The 17,300-nt window shown below is 73.1% G+C and carries 15 protein-coding genes; 9 read left to right on the forward strand and 6 right to left on the reverse strand.

Annotation, left to right across the window (positions count from 1 at the left end; genetic code table 11):
* The first annotated feature begins 171 nt into the window (after positions 1-171).
* Together ACFV8H_RS39275 and ACFV8H_RS39280 are read left to right on the forward strand one after the other, a co-directional pair.
* On the forward strand, positions 172-1,395 hold the full coding sequence (locus ACFV8H_RS39275; RefSeq protein WP_380409290.1) for an agmatine deiminase family protein: 1,224 nt from the start codon (positions 172-174) through the stop codon (positions 1,393-1,395).
* Positions 1,392-2,360 (forward strand): DUF4436 family protein, encoded by a 969-nt coding sequence (locus tag ACFV8H_RS39280; RefSeq protein ID WP_380409292.1) that lies wholly within the window; start codon positions 1,392-1,394, stop codon positions 2,358-2,360. Before ACFV8H_RS39275 ends, ACFV8H_RS39280 begins: the two co-directional genes overlap by 4 nt.
* 4 nt (positions 2,361-2,364) lie before the next feature.
* On the opposite strand, the gene ACFV8H_RS39285 is transcribed toward ACFV8H_RS39280, so the two are convergent.
* On the reverse strand, positions 2,365-2,919 hold the full coding sequence (locus ACFV8H_RS39285; RefSeq protein WP_375893548.1) for a TetR/AcrR family transcriptional regulator: 555 nt from the start codon (positions 2,917-2,919) through the stop codon (positions 2,365-2,367).
* Between the two features lie 301 nt (positions 2,920-3,220).
* Here ACFV8H_RS39285 and ACFV8H_RS39290 point away from each other — a divergent pair, with 301 nt between their 5' ends.
* Complete coding sequence (locus tag ACFV8H_RS39290; RefSeq protein ID WP_380409294.1) at positions 3,221-3,907, forward strand: hypothetical protein; 687 nt, start codon at positions 3,221-3,223, stop codon at positions 3,905-3,907.
* Positions 3,908-3,969: 62 nt separating this feature from the next.
* Here ACFV8H_RS39290 and ACFV8H_RS39295 read toward each other — a convergent pair whose 3' ends face one another.
* Positions 3,970-5,577, reverse strand: a complete 1,608-nt coding sequence (locus ACFV8H_RS39295; RefSeq protein WP_380409296.1) for a phytoene desaturase family protein — start codon at positions 5,575-5,577, stop codon at positions 3,970-3,972.
* Positions 5,578-5,730: 153 nt separating this feature from the next.
* Between ACFV8H_RS39295 and ACFV8H_RS39300 the strand changes: the two genes are divergently transcribed.
* The gene (locus ACFV8H_RS39300) at positions 5,731-6,447 is read left to right on the forward strand and encodes a hypothetical protein (RefSeq protein ID WP_380409298.1); all 717 of its coding nucleotides are present in this window, start codon (positions 5,731-5,733) and stop codon (positions 6,445-6,447) included.
* Between the two features lie 22 nt (positions 6,448-6,469).
* Here the strand turns inward: ACFV8H_RS39300 and ACFV8H_RS39305 are convergent, their stop codons facing one another.
* The gene (locus ACFV8H_RS39305; RefSeq protein ID WP_380409300.1) at positions 6,470-7,051 is read right to left on the reverse strand and encodes a hypothetical protein; all 582 of its coding nucleotides are present in this window, start codon (positions 7,049-7,051) and stop codon (positions 6,470-6,472) included.
* A 108-nt stretch (positions 7,052-7,159) separates the two neighbouring features.
* Positions 7,160-10,642, reverse strand: coding sequence for an NACHT domain-containing protein (locus tag ACFV8H_RS39310; RefSeq protein ID WP_380409302.1), 3,483 nt, complete (start codon positions 10,640-10,642; stop codon positions 7,160-7,162).
* A gap of 110 nt (positions 10,643-10,752) precedes the next feature.
* Here ACFV8H_RS39310 and ACFV8H_RS39315 point away from each other — a divergent pair, with 110 nt between their 5' ends.
* Both ACFV8H_RS39315 and ACFV8H_RS39320 read left to right on the forward strand, forming a co-directional pair.
* Complete coding sequence (locus ACFV8H_RS39315; RefSeq protein WP_380409304.1) at positions 10,753-11,049, forward strand: hypothetical protein; 297 nt, start codon at positions 10,753-10,755, stop codon at positions 11,047-11,049.
* A gap of 159 nt (positions 11,050-11,208) precedes the next feature.
* On the forward strand, positions 11,209-12,417 hold the full coding sequence (locus tag ACFV8H_RS39320) for a cytochrome P450 (protein WP_380409306.1): 1,209 nt from the start codon (positions 11,209-11,211) through the stop codon (positions 12,415-12,417).
* A 160-nt stretch (positions 12,418-12,577) separates the two neighbouring features.
* Here ACFV8H_RS39320 and ACFV8H_RS39325 read toward each other — a convergent pair whose 3' ends face one another.
* Entirely contained in the window at positions 12,578-13,192 is a 615-nt protein-coding gene (locus ACFV8H_RS39325; RefSeq protein ID WP_380409308.1) for a TetR/AcrR family transcriptional regulator, read from the reverse strand.
* A gap of 27 nt (positions 13,193-13,219) precedes the next feature.
* Positions 13,220-13,930 carry a hypothetical protein gene (locus tag ACFV8H_RS39330; protein WP_380409310.1) on the reverse strand — a complete coding sequence of 237 codons (711 nt, stop codon included), beginning with the start codon at positions 13,928-13,930 and terminating at the stop codon, positions 13,220-13,222.
* 255 nt (positions 13,931-14,185) lie between these two features.
* Between ACFV8H_RS39330 and ACFV8H_RS39335 the strand changes: the two genes are divergently transcribed.
* From ACFV8H_RS39335 to ACFV8H_RS39345, 3 genes are all read left to right on the forward strand, one after another.
* Positions 14,186-15,244, forward strand: a complete 1,059-nt coding sequence (locus ACFV8H_RS39335) for a helix-turn-helix domain-containing protein (protein WP_380409312.1) — start codon at positions 14,186-14,188, stop codon at positions 15,242-15,244.
* 72 nt (positions 15,245-15,316) lie between these two features.
* Positions 15,317-15,715, forward strand: coding sequence for a hypothetical protein (locus ACFV8H_RS39340; protein WP_380409314.1), 399 nt, complete (start codon positions 15,317-15,319; stop codon positions 15,713-15,715).
* A 182-nt stretch (positions 15,716-15,897) separates the two neighbouring features.
* Positions 15,898-16,896 (forward strand): phospholipase, encoded by a 999-nt coding sequence (locus ACFV8H_RS39345; RefSeq protein WP_380409316.1) that lies wholly within the window; start codon positions 15,898-15,900, stop codon positions 16,894-16,896.
* Positions 16,897-17,300: the final 404 nt, after the last annotated feature.

The following is a 17,300-nucleotide window of genomic DNA, read 5'->3' on the forward strand; positions in this document are numbered from 1 at the left end:
CGGCTCGGCCGGCCCGGCGCCGTCCGTCGTACGTTCCGCGCCCGCGCCCGCGCCCGTGGCCAGGGCGGGGCGGGGGATTCCCTCGAACGGCGGAGCCGCGCCGCGCCGGAACCTGACGCCCCTTTCAGTAGCCTGCGGAGCCGAACCCGACACCTACCGGAACGAGGCCCCATGGCTCCCTCCCGGCCGTCCCGCCGTGCGCTCCTGCAGTCCGGGGCCGCGTTCGCTGCCCTGGCCCTGGCCGGCGGCTGCTCCTCCGACAGCACGGCGGACGAGCAGCCCGGCCCGAGCAGCCCGGCCGCGGGCACCCCGGCCCCGTCGGGCAGCCAGGCCGCCGCCCGGGAGATGCCCGCCGAGTCGGCCCCGCACACCCGCACCTTCATGGCCTGGCCGGCCCTGGAGGAGGTGTGGGGCGACCAACTCCCCGGCGTCCGGCAGGACATCGCCTCGCTCGCCCAGGCCATCGCGGGCTTCGAACCGGTCGTCCTGCTGGCCCGCCCCGACCAGGCCGACCAGGCCCGCCAGGCCTGCGGCTCCTCCGTCGAGGTGCTGGAGCTGATGGTCGACGACCTGTGGGCCCGGGACACCGGCCCGACCTTCGTCACCGGCCCCCAGGGCCTGGCCGGCGTCGACTTCAACTTCAACGGCTGGGGCAACAAGCAGACCCACGCCAACGACGGCCAGGTCGCCCGCAACCTCCTCGACCACTACGGCATCACCCGCATCCAGGCGCCGATCACCGGCGAGGGCGGCGGCATCGAGGTCGACGGCGAGGGCACCCTGATGGCCTGCGAGAGCTCCTGGGTCAACGACAACCGCAACCCCGGCAAGAGCCGGGACCAGATCGAGGCGGACTTCAAGGACCTGCTCGGCGTCCGGAAGGTGATCTGGTTCAAGGGCGTCGCCGGACAGGACATCACCGACTGCCACGTCGACGCGCTCGCCCGCTTCGCCGAGCCCGGCACCGTCGTCCTGCACCGCCCGGCCGCCGACACCCCGCCGGACGTCTGGACCACCGCCTCCAACCAGGCCATCCAGGTGCTCCAGTCCGCGACCGACGCCAAGGGCCGCACGCTCAAGGTGGTCGACCTCCCCGAGCCCGACGTCGACCTGATCCAGGGCGCGGGCAAGAACTTCCTCGCCACCTACATCAACTACTACGTCTGCAACGGCGGCGTGATCGTCCCGAAGTTCGGCGACCAGGCCGCCGACGACAAGGCGGCCGGCATCATCGGCGACCTCCACCCCGGTCGCAAGGTCACCCAGGTCTCCATCAACCACATCGCCGCGGGCGGCGGCGGCATCCACTGCGCCACCCAGCAGCAGCCGGTCGCCGCGGCGGGCGCGTCGTCCGGAGCGCCGTCCGGCCCGGCCTCGCCCGCCGCCTCGTCGTGAGGGGCCCCGGCCGACTGCGCGGCAACCGCTTCGCCCTCGCCCTGCTGCTGCTCGCCGTGCTCTGCTCGGCCGGCATCGCGCTGTACTTCAACGAGCGCGACACCCGGCAGCAGACCCGCGAACTGGCCCTGCCGACGGCGGCGGACTGGATCGAACTCGACCTCACCGCCCAGGAGATCGACCCCGGGTCGGGCGACCTCGGCCTCTACGTGGCGGCCGTCCCGCACGGCAGCCTCGCCGACGGCCCGGATTCCGGAGTGTTCACCCGGCAGGTCGACATCACCGTCCACTCCGCGGCCCGCACCGACCTGCGGGCCGCGGCGGGGGAGACCGTCACCGCCCGGTCCGTCCAGGCCAACCTGTACGACGGCACCGAGTCCGACTACCCCTTCGACCGCTACCACTTCGAACTGGGCTTCTCGGCCACGGACAGCGCCGGCCCGGTGCCGGTCGGCCTGGTCTTCGCGGACGCCGACCCGTTCTTCGTGGTGCGGCCCACCAGCACCCCGCACGCCTCCGGCGTGACCGTCCTGGACGGCCGGGTCAGCCGGGCGCGCAGCACCTTCATCCTCGCCTGGTTCATGATCGCCGCGATGTGGGCGCTCGCCCTGGCCGTGCTGGGCGGCGCGGAGGTGCTCTACCGCGGCGGCCAGGGGCTGGTCTGGCCCTCGCTCGGCTGGATGGCGGCGACCCTCTTCGCGCTGATCGGCATGCGCAACGCGGCACCGGGCTCACCACCGGTCGGCTCGCTGATGGACTACCTGTCCTTCTTCTGGGCCGAGGGGATCATCGCCGCGAGCCTGGCCTTCACCGTCATCGCCGGGGTCCGGGTCGAGCACCGCAAGCGCCGCGCGGAGGAAGCGGCGGAGGCAGCGGAGGCCGAAGTCGCTTCGGCGACCGACCAGCCGGGCCCGACCGACCCGCCGGGCCCGAACGGACCGTCGGCCGAACCCGCCGGGCCCTGACGGTTCAGGAGCCGAGCCGGACCAGTTCGGCGTCGATCGCGTCGGCCATCAGCATCCGGGCGTGCGCCAGCGGCAGGCTGCCGCTCAACCAGCGGGTGCTGAGGCCTTCGAGCAGCGCGGTGAGCCGCTCCGCCGCACCGGCCAGCGCGACTGCCGAGGACATCGGCTGCACGCCGCCCAGCAGTTCGGCGATCTCCTGGACCCAGACCCGGGTGGCCCGCGCGAGGTCCTCGCGCAGGGTCTCGTCGAAGACGGCGCTGGCGCGCAGCTCACCCCAGGCGGTGCTGTTCTCCCGGACCTCGACACTGTCCTGGAGCTCCAGCAGCAGTGTCTGCTCCAGCTCCTCGCGGGCCGTCAACGGCGGTGCGTCCGCGGCGCGTTCGGTCGTGTAGCGCTCGGCCCGGTCGTTGATGAACTCCAGCGTCTGCCGGAGGATCCCGGTGCGGTCCTTGAAGTGGTAGTAGATCAGCGCGGTGGACACGCCCGCCTCGGCGGCGAGTTCCTCCACCCGCAACCCGCGTACCCCGCGCCGCGCGATCACCCGCGCCGCAGCTTCCATGATCGACGTTTTCCTACTGGCCACGGTCCACCACCTTACCCGCGGGGCGCGCCAAGATCACTCCGTATGCTGAAAGTCCCGTCAGGTGGGACGCCGGGCGGGGACCGCACGTCCTGACGACTTTCGGACAAGCTGCGCCCCGGGAGCGGAATTCTCCGGTCCTCCGCTGAACTTTCACGCCTCCACCACCTAGGGTGGCTCTCGTTCGACCGCCGGGCGGACCGGCGCAACGGGGGCACCTCATCCTCCTCAACACTCCAGGAGCACAGCGGACATGATCCTGCGTCAGATAGTGAAGCGCGTGAGGACCCTGGCGGTCGGACGGGGCGCCGGCGCCGCCGTGGCGTCGATCGCCCTGATCGCGGCCGTCGCCCTGGGCGGCACCGTCTCCGGCATGTCCACGGCCGAGGCCCGGACGGCGGGCTGGGGCAACGGAGGCAAGTGGAGCTGCTCCGGGCAGCCCGTCGCCGCCGGGAACGTCATCACCGACCACGACCCCAGCGGCTGCGGCGGCGCCGGCTCCTGGTACCAGCAGCCGGCCAAGGACGGCATCTGGACCTGCTCCGGCTCCCCGGTGGTGGCCGGCTACGTGATCACCGACCACCAGACCACCGGCTGCCGGGGCATGGGCTCCTGGCGGCACAGCCTCGTCCACGACGGCATCTGGACCTGTTCCGGCTCGCCCGTCGTGCCCGGCTACGTCATCAGCAACCACTTCCGCAGCGGCTGCGGCGGCATCGGCAACTGGCAGCACAGCCTCCCGCACGACGGCATCTGGACCTGCTCCGGCTCCCCGGTGGTGGCCGGCTACGTGATCACCGGCCACCAGGTGGCGGGCTGCGACGGCGCCGGCTCCTGGCGCCACAACATCGCCCGCGTCGGCCTGTGGACCTGCCCCGGCTCGCCCGTCCCGGCCGGCTTCCGGGCCACCCAGTACAACGCCGGCGCCTGCGACGGCCTCGGCGGCTGGGCCCTCGCCCGCGCCTGACGCTCCGCCACCGGGCCGGCCCCGTCCCGGCCGGCCCGGTCCCCGTCCTTCGGCAACGAGCCTCAGCGGACCGGTTCGGCCAGGACGGCCTGCGCCGCGTTGTGCCCCGGGATCCCGCTGACCCCGCCACCGCGGACGGCGCCCGCCCCGCACAGCAGCACGTTCGGGTGGGCCGTGGCCACGCCCCAGCGGGCGGCGGGGTCCGCCCGCCCCTCCCCGCCGTCGTCCCCGTTCCCGTCCCCGCCCTCCGTGAAGGGGAAGGCGAGGTCGCGATGGAAGATGTGGCCGCCCGGCAGCCCGAGCTCCCGCTCCAGCGCCGGCGGCGTCCGGGCCTCCACGCAGGGCCGTCCGTCCGCGTCCACGGCCAGGCAGTCGGCGATCGGCTCGGCCAGCACCGCGTCCAGCTGCGCCAGGCTCGCGGCCAGCGCGCGCTCCTCGGCCGCCGGGTCGCCGAACAGCCGGGCGGGCATGTGCAGTCCGAAGAGCGTCAGGGTCTGGTACCCCTGCCGGACGGCCTCCGGCCCGAGGATGGACGGATCGGTGAGGGAGTGGCAGTAGATCTCGGACGGCGGCGCCGAAGGCAGTCGGCCGGCCAGCGCCTCGGTGTACGCGGTCTCCAACTGCCGGTAGCCCTCGGCGATGTGGAAGGTCCCGGCGAAGGCCTCGCGGGGGTCGGCGGCGGCGTCCCGCAGCCGGGGCAGCCGGCGCAGCACCATGTTGACCTTGAGCTGGGAGCCCTCCGGGGCGGGCCCCGGGTCCTCGCCGAGCAGCCGGGCCAGGGTGGCCGGTGCGGCGTTCACCAGCACCCGGTGCCCCGCCACCGTCGCCTCGCCGTCCCGGTGCCGGTACGTCACCTCGGCGTCGCCCCGGCCGTCGGTGGCGACGGCCGTCACCTCGCAGCCGGTCCGGAGTTCCGCCCCGGCCGCCCGCGCGGCCCCGGCCAGGGCGTCCGTCACCGCGCCCATCCCGCCGACCGGCACGTCCCAGTCGCCGGTCCCGTTGCCGATGACGTGGTAGAGGAAGCAGCGGTTCTGCCGCAGCTCGGGGTCGTGGGCGTGGGTGAAGGTGCCGATCAGCGCGTCCGTCAGGACCACGCCGCGCACCAGGTCGTCCGTGAAGCTCCCTTCGACCACCTCGCCGAGCGGCCGCTCGAACAGGGCCCTCCAGGCGGCCTCGTCGTCGACCAGCCGACGGAACTCGGCGCGGGTGCGCAGCGGTTCGGTGAGGGTCGGGAACACCCGCCGGGCGACCTCCGCCGTCATCCCGTAGAAGCGCTGCCAGGCCTGCCACTCCCGGTCGCCGCCGGTCAGGCTCCGGAACGACTCCCGGGTGCGGTCCGGGTCGGCCGCGTCGACCAGCAGCCCGGTGGGCTTCCCGTCCCGCAGCGTGGGGGTGTAGGAGGAGATCCGGCGGCGGCGCAGGTCGAGCCGCAGCCCGAGGTCCCGCACCACCTGCCGGGGCAGCAGGCTGACGAGGTAGGAGTAGCGCGACAACCGGGCGTCCACGCCGGGGAACACCCGGGCGGAGACGGCGGCCCCGCCCACCCGCGCCAGCCGTTCGAGGACCAGTACCCGCCGCCCGGCCCGCGCGAGGTAGGCCGCGGCCACCAGTCCGTTGTGCCCGCCGCCGACGATCACGACGTCGTACCGGGATGACACCTTCGTGGTCATCCGGTCACGGTACGACACCGCACCCGTGCGGGGAACCCGCACGACACCGGTGGGTGGCATGCGGTGTCCCGCCGGGCCGTAGGGTTTCGAGATCGCGCACCTGATCGAGACCCGATCCGGCCCCGTGGTACGTTCCGGGACCAAGGGGGCGACATGGACGAGACATCGACGGCACGTGCGGAACTGGACCGACTGGGTCGGTCCCTGCACGGGCAACTGGTCACCCTGGTCAAGGACCTGACCGTTCGTGTCCACCTCCGCCGACTCGCCCTCGGCGAGCCGCAGCCGGAGATCACGGACCGGCCCGATCCGCTGCGCCACCACCACTTCCTGGCGTACCAGGGCAACCGTCCGGCGCGTGTCACCGCCACCGAGACGGCCGACCGGGCGGTCTCCCTCCTCGACGCGGCCGGCTGGGACGTCACGACGTCACGGCTGGACGACGACGGGAGGGTCTGGACGGTCGTCGTCGCCCGCCGGGACGGCAGCACCATCCGCGTCCTGACGAGCGACGACACCCCCGCGGTGGTCTTCCGCGGCCAGACGGCGGACCTGGCCCTGCGCGCCCCACAGCCGGCTCCGGCTCCGGAGCCCCAGCCGGAACCCGACCCGGAGCCCCAGCCGGAGCCGGTGCGTACGCCCGAGACCCTGACACCCGGCTACGTCCTCTGCTACGAGTGCGACGGCCTCGGCCTCTGCCCCACCTGCCACGGCCGCGGCTGGCGGCCCCGCCGCCCCGAGGGCAAGCGCCGATGCGGCGAATGTCAGGCCAGGAAGGTCTGCGTCATCTGCAGGGGCGGCGGCCAGCTGAGCATCTACGGACTGTCCTCCTACCAACGCGGCTACTACCCGCACCTGGACCAGCACTGACCTCGGCCGTTGCTTGTGCTTCTCAGGGGATGAACTGCGCTCCGAGCAGGCCGTGGCCGGCGTTCGCCGCCGCGCGCCAGACCGGGGGTACGCCGTCGAGCAGTGCGGTGATGTCGTCCCGGCCGCCCTCGTCGTGGAGGGCGGCGGTGAGGAGCAGTTCGGCCTGGTGCCGGCTCTGCGGGGTCCAGTCGTAGGCGCGTTCGACGGCGGGAAGGGTCTGTACGACCTGTTCCGGGGTGAGGAGGAGGTCGCCGAACCAGCCGGGCAGGTGCGCGAAGCGTTGCGGGCCGAGGGCGAAGGCCATGGCGGAGGCCGGGTAGGCCTTGCGGGCGGAGGCCACGACGTGCGGCAGGGACTTGTCGTAGCCCTGTTCCCAGGCCTCGTAGACGGTGCAGATCCGCTCGTCCAGTGCGGACGGGGCGGCCAGTTCGAGGAACCGGTCCATGGCCTCCGGGGTGCTGCCGCCGGCCCGCCACCACCGGAGGAGGTCCGTGGACGCGGGGAGCGCGGCTTCCGCCTCGATGACCGGAGCGAGTTCCGGCGCGTACCGCGCGACGGTGTCGGGCCGTACGGGGACCAGACACCACATGCCCAGGAAACTCATCGGTGGCCCCCCTTGTCGTGTTGCCGTGATGGTGTCACGCCCCTCCGACAACGGGCTGCCGCGCCACCCGGGGCCGGGACGAAGGCTCCGGCAGTTCCCCCGCTCCGCTCATTCCGTGGCCGTCAGCCAGGCGTGGAGCCGGCGCAGGGCGAGGGTTTCCGCCGGAGAGGTGGGCGCGGTCAGTGCCTGACGCAGTGCCCGGTCGGCCGCGTCGTGGGCTCCCGCGGCGATCAGTGACTGCAGGGCCCGCCACCGGGTCTCGTCGGCGGCGCCCGGCGTCGTGCAGACGCGGCACCACAGGGGGACGGCCTCCTGGGCGAGTCCTTCGCCGGCCAGGAGAGAGGCGGTCTCGGCGACCCGGCCGATCGTGCCGAGGGAGGCCGACACGCGGCCGAGGACCTCCCGAACGCCCCCCGCGCCCGCCACGGCCGCCCACGACCGGACGACGGCGCGGAGCTCGGGACCGGTCAGACCGGGGTCGTCGAGCAGCCGGCGCCCCAGCTCCATGACGGCCTTGTCCTGCCCGTGTTCGACCAGGACGGGCAGGAGCTCCGTGCGCAGCGCCGCCCCGCCGTACGGGCGGGCCTCCAGGGCGTCCAGGACCTCCTCGCAGGCCGACGCGTCGTCGTGGCGCAGCACGACGCGGGCGGCGTTCACGAACGCCTTGGTGCTGCTGCCGGGTTGCCGGAGCACGCGGAGGGCGAGCGGCAGGACGGCGGCGGGTGCCGCACCGGCTTCGAGCAGCAGCCCCAGGGCGGTCGCGTGGTCCTCGGGCTTCCCGTCGAGTTTCTCCAGCCAGTGCCGCACCTCGTCCGCCGCGTCCGGGCCGAGGGCCCTGACGAGGACCATGAAGTCCAGCTGGAGGGTGAACCTCCGCCGGGTCGTGGCACCGAGGCCCGTCCGGACCAGTTCGAGCGCCTGCGCGGCGAATCCCTCGCGCAGCAGGTCGAGGGCGATGCTCGGGCGCTCGTCCGCGTTCCACGCCGAGGCCTCGCGCAGGAACCCGACGATGCGGTCGGCTCCGGCGGCGCCCTCCGTCTCGACCCACGCCGTCACGACGTCGCTGTTGTCGTCGCTGCTGATCGATTCGTCGAGGAAGCGTCGGGTGAGCGGGGCGGCCTCGTCGGTGCGTCCGAACCGGAGCAGGGTGAGGATCAGGCCCCGGGCCGACCAGACCTGGGAGTCGTTCCTGGCTCCGATGATCCGGGCGACCTCCTCGGCGGCGTCCGCCCCGTCGACGTCGAACCAGAGCTCTCCGGCCCTCTCCAGGCGCTGGTCGTTGTGCTCGGGGCCGGTCAGGACGGACCGGGCGAGGTCCACCAGGCCCTCGGTGCTGCCCTCGGCGAGGAGCAGGTCCCCGGCGGTCAGCCGGTCCCAGACGGAGACGCGCGGAGCGGTGAGCAGACGCCTCAGGGCCTCGGTCCGGAACGGCCCGCCCGAGGGGTCGAGCGGGGCGAGGTGCCGGCAGCACAGCAGCACGGTCTCCGGCGTCCCGGTCGAGGCCAGGCCCTCCAGGGCGGTGATGCCGTCCTGGAGGGAGGCGACGTTCGCGAGCGCGGCGGCCGCCCCGGTGCGCAGGGACGGCGGGAGGCCTTCCGCCTCCGCGACGGTGCGGAGGCGGGCGGCGAGCCGGCGGTTCCCGCGCAGCTGGGACAGCTCGGCGAGGACCTCGGCGTCGGACGTGGCGAACCGCGACTTCTCGTCACCGGCGAAGTCCGTCAGGCGGTCGATCACCGACTGTTCGAGCGCTTCGCCCAGGGGTACGCCTGCCGTGACCAGGCGCAGTGCCATGACCCGGTGCTGCAGCTCGCCGGCGAGCAGGTGGCGGACGATCAGGCCGACGTCGTTGCCGGGCCGCCGCGCCCAGAGGGCACAGGTGAACAGCATCCGGTTACGGGCGCCGGCGCTGGTGGCGGCGGCGGCCCAGGGGCCGAGGCCCGGGAAGTCGGAGGGGATCCCCGGCGCCTCGTCCCGGGCGGCGAGGAACTCGGCGAACGACTGGTGGAGGAAGGACAACTCGGTGCCGTCGAAGGAGAGCACACCGCTCTGCGCCAGGAACTGCCCGAGTTCACCGTCGGCGCCCTCGGGCCAGCGCAGGCCGGAGGGGAGTCGGTCCGCCAGCCACGTCCGGGCCTCGCCGACGAGCGAGGTCTCCGGCGAGCCCTTGAGCCGCGCCCAGGCGAGGTGGGTCACCAACCGGTCGCGGTGCTCCAGGAGCCACGCGGCCAGGGGGCCCAGCTCCCGCTGCTCCCAGCGCTCGACGAACCGCTTCGTGACCGCTCGGTTCCCCTCCCGGGCGGTCCTGAGCTGGTCCAGGAACGCCTCGTACAGATCGACCCGGCCGCGGGGCAGCGGAGCGCGCGGGTTGCGGCTGCGGAAGGCGGCCGCGATGGTCGCCAGCAGCGGCACCCGGAGCACCTCCTGCAGACCGGCCTCGTCGACCTCGGCCAGGAACCGCCGGGCGTGGGTGATGGCGTCGTCCGATCCCTGGGCCCGGAACCAGCGCTCGGCGAAGGCGAGTTGCTGGTCGGTGTCGAAGCCCTTGAGGGTGTAGAAGCCGATGCCCGGCAGGTCCTCGAAGGGTTCGAGCTCGCCCTGAGGGAGGGGGCGGGAGGTGATGACGAACCGGAAGTGCCCACCGGGCGGCATCTGTTCGGCGAGCTTCCTCAGGGCGTTGTGCCGGATGACCGGCGAGGACACCTCGTCCAGGCCGTCGACGACGACGAGCCACCGGACGCCGTGCGGGCGGCTCGCGAACCGGTCGTGGTGCACGGGTTCGGTCTGGGTGCCACTGCGGTTCACCGCCTCGCTCAACTGCCGGTACCAGGCCTGGGGCAGATGGAGGTCCGCCGAGGCGATCCGGACGGCGACCACGGCGCTCGGGTACCAGGGCTGCGCCCCGCCGTCCTCGTCCTCGCACAGCCAGTACCTGGCCACCTGCCGCACGAGGTGCCGGCCCAGGGTGGTCTTGCCGGTGCCCGGACCGCCCGTGATGAAGAGGTGGTCGTGCGTCGCCAGGGCCTCGGCGAGGGTCGAGGCCGACGGGTGGGGCCGCCGGGCGGCCTCCTGCCCGGGTTTCTCGGGGCCCTGCGGCAGGGGCTGGACGTCCTGCTCGACGTAGACCTCGGACAGCGGCGGTCTGACGACGCCGAGCAGGTCGTAGGGGAACTGCTCGGCGGCGGCGGCCTGGCTGCGCAGCAGGTCCTCCAGCCACGGGTCGGGCAGGGGGATGTCCGTCCACTCCACGTTCCTGACGCCTGCCCCGCGCGTCGCGTGGCGCCGGGCGCGCTCCGCCAGCCTCGACTGCCGCTCGGCGCGACTCCACAGGGAGGCGACGGCCTCCGCGGGGTGGCCGAGCGCCGCGGCGAGCTGCTCGGCCGCCTGCCGTCGGCAGAGGCGGCGGGCGCCCAGGACGTCGTACACGGTGTTCTTGTCGGGAGCCACCGGGGCGCCGGGCGCCCGGGGGGCCTTGAGGAAGGCGTTGACGCTGACGTGTCCGGCGGCTCGCAGCGCTGAGCGGAACCACTCGGCGAGCTCGGCCAGTTCGGGCCGCTCGCGCTGCTCGGTCTTCCTCGGCCGTCCGTTCGCCATCAGCCCGCTCTCCATGGGTTTCCGCAGAGTTTCCTCACGCTAGAGGGAAATCCCGCCGCAGGTGGAGGGTTTGTCGCATCGGTTTCGACGAGTGGTGGGGGAGCGGCGCGATGGTGTTCGACGCGGTGGTGACCGGTCTGGACGGTGCCCGGGCGGCAGCCGTGACGGTTCCGGTGGTGATCGCCGCGGTGGCGCGCCGCTGGCTGCGCTACCGGGAGGCCGTGCGGCGGGAGGCGGAGCGCACCCGGCAGGTCGAGACGGCCGTCGCGGGGACGGAGTCACGGCACCGGGCCGCGGTGATGGCGGCGTGCGCGTGGCTCCGGGAGCCGCCGCGGACGTACGACGGGCACCGGTCGACGTCGGATCAGTCGACGTCGGATCGGTCGAAGCGGCGGCAGGGAGGCTGACTGTGCGTGCCGGCGGTGTTACGCTCGCCGCAAGAGAGAGCTGACTCTCACTTGTTGGGTCCGGGCGTCGTTCGTCCAGCCCGGCCCCGGGTGGGCAGGAGAGAGCCGCTCCGTCGAGTGTTCGCTGCTCTTGTGGCCTTCGGCCGGCGAGGAGAGACCATGAACGCGCCCGCACCGCAGTTACCCTTCGAACGTCCCAACGCCCTGGACCTGGCGCCGCTGCTCGCGCGGCTGCGCGAGGAAGGGCCGATCACCCGGGTGACGACACCCGCCGGTGATCCGGCCTGGCTGGTGACCCGCTACGAGGAAGCCCGGGAGATCCTGAGCGACACCCGGTTCTCCCGGCTGCGCCCCGACACCGCGGACTCCCCGAGGATCTCGGCCTCGGCCCTGCACACCCGCCCCGCCCCCACGCCCGAGGAGGAGGACCGCGAGCACACCCGGATGCGGCGGATGCTGGCACCCGCGTTCAGCGCGCCGCGGATGCGGCGGCTGGGCGAGCGGATCGGGGAACTCGCCGCGTCCTGCCTGGACGGGATGGAGGAGGAGCGCGCAGGGGATCCGCGCCGCGCCGTCGACCTGCACGGTCACCTGTCCTTCCCGCTGCCCGTGATGGTGATCTGCGAGCTGCTGGGCGTGCCGGTCGCGGACCGGGAGCTGCTGCGCGGCTGGTCGGAGCGGATCGCCGCGCTGTACGGCGGGGCCGACGGGGCCGAGGCCATGGCCGAGTTCGAGGCGTACGTGGCCGCCGTCGACGAGGACAAGCGCAAGCGGCCGGGACAGGACGTGATCAGCGACATCCTGGCCGTCCAGGCACAGGACCCGTCCTTCACCGAGGAGGAGATGACCCGCCTGGCGGTGGGACTGCTGTTCGCGGGCCACGAGACGACGTCGACCCGGATCGACCTCGGAGTCCTGTTCCTGCTGAGCGACACCGCCCGGCGCGACCGCTTCGCCGCCGACCCCGACGGATCGGCCCGCGCCACCGTGGAGGAGGTCCTGCGGATGGCCGCGCCCGGTGCCCTGGGCCTGACCCGCTACGCCCGCGAGGAGGTCACCGTCGCGGGGACGGCGATCGCGCGGGGTGAGGCGGTGCTGGTGGCGATCAACGCCGCGAACCGGGACGGGCGGGCGTTCGAGGAGCCGGACACCTTCGACCCGTCGCGTTCCCCCAACGCCCACCTGGCCTTCGGGCACGGCAGCCACTACTGCATCGGCAACGCGCTGGCCCGCACCGAGATGCGGATCGCGCTGACCGCGCTGGTCCGACGCTTCCCCGGCCTTCGGCTGGCGGTGGACGCGCGCAGCCTGCGCGACCACTCCGAACGGCTGGCGGGCGGCATCGGCGAGGTGCTGGTGCTGTGGTGAACGGGGACCGGGGGCGCGAGCGGTCCGCGGTGCGGGTGGTGGCGGCCCGGTGGAGCCGTCGGCACCAGCCCGGCCGTCTGACGTCTGACGTCTGACGTCTGACGTCTGACGTCTGAGGTCCGAGGTCTGACGTCAGCCCTCAGCCCTCAGCCGTAAGCCGTCAGGGCGTGCGGGTGCGCAGCGCGGGGGCGGGGCAGGGCAGTGGGCGGGCCCCGGTGGGGGAGAGGCCGTCGAGGACCAGGGCCAGGTACCGGCGCCAGCCGCCCTCACCCGGGTCCACCGTCCACAGCACCGAGACCAGCATGACGACGACGCGGTGCAGGTCGTCGGGCACGAGGTCGGTGCGGAGCACGCCCGCTGCCTGACCGCGCGCGAGGAGGACGTCGAGGGCGGCGAAGAACTCCTCGCCGGTCGCGGGGGTCAGCACACCGGCGGCGCGGGCGGCGGCCAGCACGTTGTAGTCGCCGGCCACCGATTCCAGAGCCGCCGCCAGCACCCGGGCCAGCCCGCCCGCGGGATCGGGATCGTGGGCGGCGGCCTGGATGACGGGCCGGACGTGCTCGTCGAAGCGCTGGTCCAGCACGGCCCGCAGGAGCGCGGCCTTGTCGGGGAAGCGACGGAAGAGCGTCGCGGCCCCGAGGCCGGCCCGGCGCGCCACGTCGTCGAGGTGGGCGTCGGGGCCCTGCTCGGCGAAGACCTCCCGGGCAGCCCGGATGATCTTCTCCGCGTTGCGGGCGGCGTCGGCGCGCAGCAGCCGGGGAGCGTCGGGGACCATCCCGGCACCCTATCGCCGCAGCGGCCGCTACCCGAGGCCCTCCGCCACGCGGACGAGTTCCTCGTCCGTGAGCCGCGGGGGGCCGCCGGTGGTGACGACGAAGGTGTAGGTGCCGTCGGACCAGGTCAGTGAATGGGGGTCACCTGGGGAGTCCGCGTGCGTGATGCTCGCCGGGAGGCCCTTGACGGTGGCGGCCTTGCCGGGCGGTGGTGTGCTGCTCCGGAGGGTCTGGCTGATGATCAGGGTCCCTTGTGTGTCGGGCTCCGTGCCCAGTGTGTACCGGACGGCCCAGGCCGGGGTGTCGGTCGGGACTGCTTCCAGGCCGGGCAGGTAGACCATCCTGCCCGCGGGGGAGGGGTAGTAGTTCTCCGGGAGGAACGTGGGCCGGAGGAGTTTGCGCTCGTCGAAGTGGACGGCGGGCTTGCCCGTGGCGTCGTCGAGCGTTCTGGTCCCGAGGGGTTCGTTCAGGCGGGTGGTGATCTGCGCGAAGCCGCCCAGGTCGCAGAACCCCGGACGGACCGTGTGCCGCAGCGCGACCTTCACCGTGCCGGTGGACTCGTGGGCCACGAGCTCCGGCCGTTCCTCGCAACCCCAGCCGATGTTGAGCGTCAGGGTCAGGCCGTCGGAGCTGACCAGCAGCGGGTGGCCGGCCACGGGGCCTTGGCTGACCCGGGTCTCCGGGCCCCGATCCATCCACGCGTTGATCGCGATCGCGACGCCGCCGCTGAGAACGGCCACGACAGCCACGGCGGTCAGGCGATTCCGTCGTCGACGGTTCGTCAACTGTCCTGCGGTCACTCGTGTCACGGTCCCTCCCCGGCGGTCACGGTCATGCTCGCGGCCCGGCCCGTGCGAGGTCAAACGAGGCGGTGGGACGCGGCGGCACCCCATCTTGACGGTGGCGTGACAATGCACCGGGGAGGGCCTCGCCGATGCGGCGGCGGCATGTCTGGCATGTCTGGGAGGGACGGGATGTCCGCGCAAGGGACGAGCATGCTCCAGGGTGAGGGTTTGTCGGCGAAGGACGGTTTCGAGTGCTGGCGGGACGGGCTGGCCAGGAGGCGGGAGTGCGAGGCGACGAGTGCTCACGCACACGACTTCACCTGGCAGGTGCGGCTCTTCGAGCTGGGGCCGGTGGTGCTGGTGGGGTCGTCGTTCCCGTCGGCGCGGTTCTGGCGTACGGAGCGGATGATCCGGCGTTCGGATCAGGAACTGTGCTACCTGACGCTGCTGACCTCCGGAACCCACGCGCTCCGGCGGGGGCGGGAGCAGGTGGAGACGTTCGGGGCCGGGGACTTCTCCCTCGTCGACAGCTCCACCCCGCACGATGCGCGGATGTTCGGGGACCGGGCCCCGGGCGGGAGCGGTCCGGAAGTCGTCGGGGTGGGGATCGACCTGCCCGTGTCGCTGCTGCCGGTGCCCCCGCACCGGATGCGTGACCTGCTCGGCCGCAGGCTCTCCGGCCGGGAGGGCACAGGGGCGCTGCTGGCGCAGTTCCTCCTCGGGCTGGAGCGCCAGGCCGCCGCCCTCCAGCCCGCGGAGGCTTCCCGCCTCGGCACGGTGGTGCTCGACCTGATGTCGGCCTGGATCGCCGGGGAGCTCGACGCCGAGCGCACGCTGCCACCGGAGGCCCGGCAGCGGGCCCTGGTGGAGACCATCCGCGCGTTCGTCCGGGCCAACCTGCACGACCCCGCACTCACCCCGCCCGTGGTCGCCGCCGCCCACCACATCTCCGTCAGCCACCTGCACCGCCTCTTCGCGCGCCACTCCCAGGCGGAGACCGTGAGCGGGTTCATCCGCCGCCAGCGGCTGAGGAAGGCCCACCGCGACCTCGTCGACCCAGCCCTGATGGCCGTGCCGGTCCACGCCATCGGCGCCCGCTGCGGCATCCCCAACCCCTCCGAGTTCAGCCGCGCGTTCAAAGCCGCGTACGGCCTCTCCCCACGCGAACAGCGCCGCCGGGCCCGACCCGGGCCGACGGTCGAGGAGACGCTGCGCACAGGGTCGGAGACTCGTCGCGCATTCCACCACCGGACCGCCGACCTAGCGTGAGACGTGCACGGGAAGCCCGGCCCGGAATCCCCGTGTCACCGGATCGGATCAGCCACGACCTGGAGGTCATCGATGAAGAGGGCAATCGCCACACTCGCCGCCACGGGGGTCCTGACCGTGGCCGCCCTGGTCGGAGGCACCGCGAGCGCCGGCGCGGCGACCCCGGTCCCGGCGCCGGCTGCGGCTGTGGCTGTGGCCGCCAACCCCATCGGCTCCTACGGCCCGTTCGGATCCGTTCAGGAGTGCACGCAGTTCGTCGCGGACCACGGCAACTTGGGCTTCTGGGACTGCGAGTACGCCCAGCACAACTGGTACGCGTTCAGCCCGAACGCCGTCCACGTCTCGATCGATTCCTGGGGCCCGTTCGGATCCGCCCAGGAGTGCATCTCCTGGGTGGGGAGCATCAACAAGCTCGGCGTCTTCGACTGCGAGTACGCCCTGACCAAGTGGTACGCGTTCGCCCCGGTCTAGGAGCCGCGACGGCCCGTGCCGTGAGGTCTCGCCGAGCCCCGGAGAACTACTCCGGGGCTCGGTGGCGTCCGCGGACCGTGGAGACCGAATCGCCGGTGATCGCGTTCAGGTCCCATCCACCGTTCGACGACGTACAGTTGGCACGTTCGGTCATGTTCACCTCAGAACACGGACGAGAAGGAGTGCCTTTCTTGACCACTCACCTCAGGACCGGCGCCCGCGTGCGGATGGTTCCCGCGCTGGCCGCGACGCTGTGCGGGATCATCGGCGGCACCGCGCTCGGAACCTCCCCGGCCGCCGCGGCCGACCAGCGCCACCCGATCTACGCCATCGCCCACCGGGTCGACACCCTGGACGGCGTGGACGCGGCGCTCAAGCACGGTGCCAACGGCATCGAGATCGACGTCTGCGCCTGGTGGAACCCGAACGAGTGGCGCGCCTACCACGACTGTTCCTCGGCCGGGGAGAACCGGCTCGGCCCCAGCTTCGACAGCATGATCGACCGCATCCTCTCCAACGCCAACGCGGGCCGCCGGCTGTCGCTGGTCTGGCTGGACATCAAGGACCCCAACTACTGCGGCGAGGAGCCCAACCGCACCTGCAGCGTCGCGGGCCTCCACGACAAGGCGCAGCGGCTGACCGCCGCCGGCATCCAGGTCCTCTACGGCTTCTTCGAGTACCACGGCGGCAACACCCCCGACGTCGGCGGCCGCGGCTGGAAGAGCCTGGAGGGCAAGCTCGGCCGCCTGGAGGGCATGACCACCACCGGGGCCCGCGACAAGGTCGTCGGCGCCTTCAACAGCTCCGGCGCGGGCATCCCGGTCGGCCGCCGGGCGATGGACTACGGCGACACCGACATCAAGAACGGGTTCGGCAACTGCACCGAGGCCACCTGGAACACCTGCGCGGAACTGAAGAAGGGAGCGGCCGACCGGGCAGCCGGCCGACTCGCCGCCACGCTGTCCTGGACGACCACCTACAACGACCCCTGGTACGTGGACAAGCTCCTCGGCGACGCCCAGGTCGACGGCATCATCGCGGGCTACGGCGCCTTCACGGGCGTGCGGGAGTACGACGACACCTGGCAGTGCGCGAACGCGATCAACCTCGTCCGCGACTGGGTCAACCGCCACAGCGACACCCACCGGATGGCCAACAGCGGTGACCGCCTCTTCAAGTAGGGGACCGTCGGCCCCGGACCGCTCCCGCGCGGCCCGGGGCCGGGCATTTGTTTCGGGCGAGAAGTAGGGGTACTGTCTCCCAGTCGCCCGACAGGGAGCACCGGACACGCGATTGCGCGGACGGTTCCGGGGCGGCCAATCCACGAGAAACAGCACAGGCCGACTTCGGCATGCCTGGTTATCGGGATTGCGGCCGGATTCGCTTTTCGGAGCGGGGCTCGGCTAGAGTTTGAAACGTCGAACGGGGCATCAAACCCCGGAAGGCACCGGCGAGTTGGATGAGGAAGCCCCGGAAAACGGAGCGGAAAGCATCTGATAAGCTGGAAACACGAAAGAACGAAGCGCCCGGAGGGCCCGCTGGAAGGCGGTCCGAAGGAAGCGTCCGTTCCTTGAGAACTCAACAG

It is taken from the genome of Kitasatospora sp. NPDC059827 (genome assembly GCF_042731675.1).
Classification (GTDB): Bacteria; Actinomycetota; Actinomycetes; order Streptomycetales; family Streptomycetaceae; genus Kitasatospora.

Excerpts from the sequence above, each read along its gene's own strand:
- ACFV8H_RS39275 (WP_380409290.1), top strand. The coding sequence starts at position 172 with ATGGCTCCCTCCCGGCCGTCCCGCCGTGCGCTCCTGCAGTCCGGGGCC.
- ACFV8H_RS39295 (WP_380409296.1), bottom strand. The coding sequence starts at position 5,577 with ATGACCACGAAGGTGTCATCCCGGTACGACGTCGTGATCGTCGGCGGC.
- ACFV8H_RS39340 (WP_380409314.1), top strand. The coding sequence starts at position 15,317 with ATGAAGAGGGCAATCGCCACACTCGCCGCCACGGGGGTCCTGACCGTG.
- ACFV8H_RS39300 (WP_380409298.1), top strand. The coding sequence starts at position 5,731 with ATGGACGAGACATCGACGGCACGTGCGGAACTGGACCGACTGGGTCGG.
- ACFV8H_RS39335 (WP_380409312.1), top strand. The coding sequence starts at position 14,186 with ATGCTCCAGGGTGAGGGTTTGTCGGCGAAGGACGGTTTCGAGTGCTGG.
- ACFV8H_RS39285 (WP_375893548.1), bottom strand. The coding sequence starts at position 2,919 with ATGGAAGCTGCGGCGCGGGTGATCGCGCGGCGCGGGGTACGCGGGTTG.
- ACFV8H_RS39305 (WP_380409300.1), bottom strand. The coding sequence starts at position 7,051 with ATGAGTTTCCTGGGCATGTGGTGTCTGGTCCCCGTACGGCCCGACACC.
- ACFV8H_RS39320 (WP_380409306.1), top strand. The coding sequence starts at position 11,209 with ATGAACGCGCCCGCACCGCAGTTACCCTTCGAACGTCCCAACGCCCTG.
- ACFV8H_RS39325 (WP_380409308.1), bottom strand. The coding sequence starts at position 13,192 with ATGGTCCCCGACGCTCCCCGGCTGCTGCGCGCCGACGCCGCCCGCAAC.
- ACFV8H_RS39315 (WP_380409304.1), top strand. The coding sequence starts at position 10,753 with ATGGTGTTCGACGCGGTGGTGACCGGTCTGGACGGTGCCCGGGCGGCA.
- ACFV8H_RS39310 (WP_380409302.1), bottom strand. The coding sequence starts at position 10,642 with ATGGCGAACGGACGGCCGAGGAAGACCGAGCAGCGCGAGCGGCCCGAA.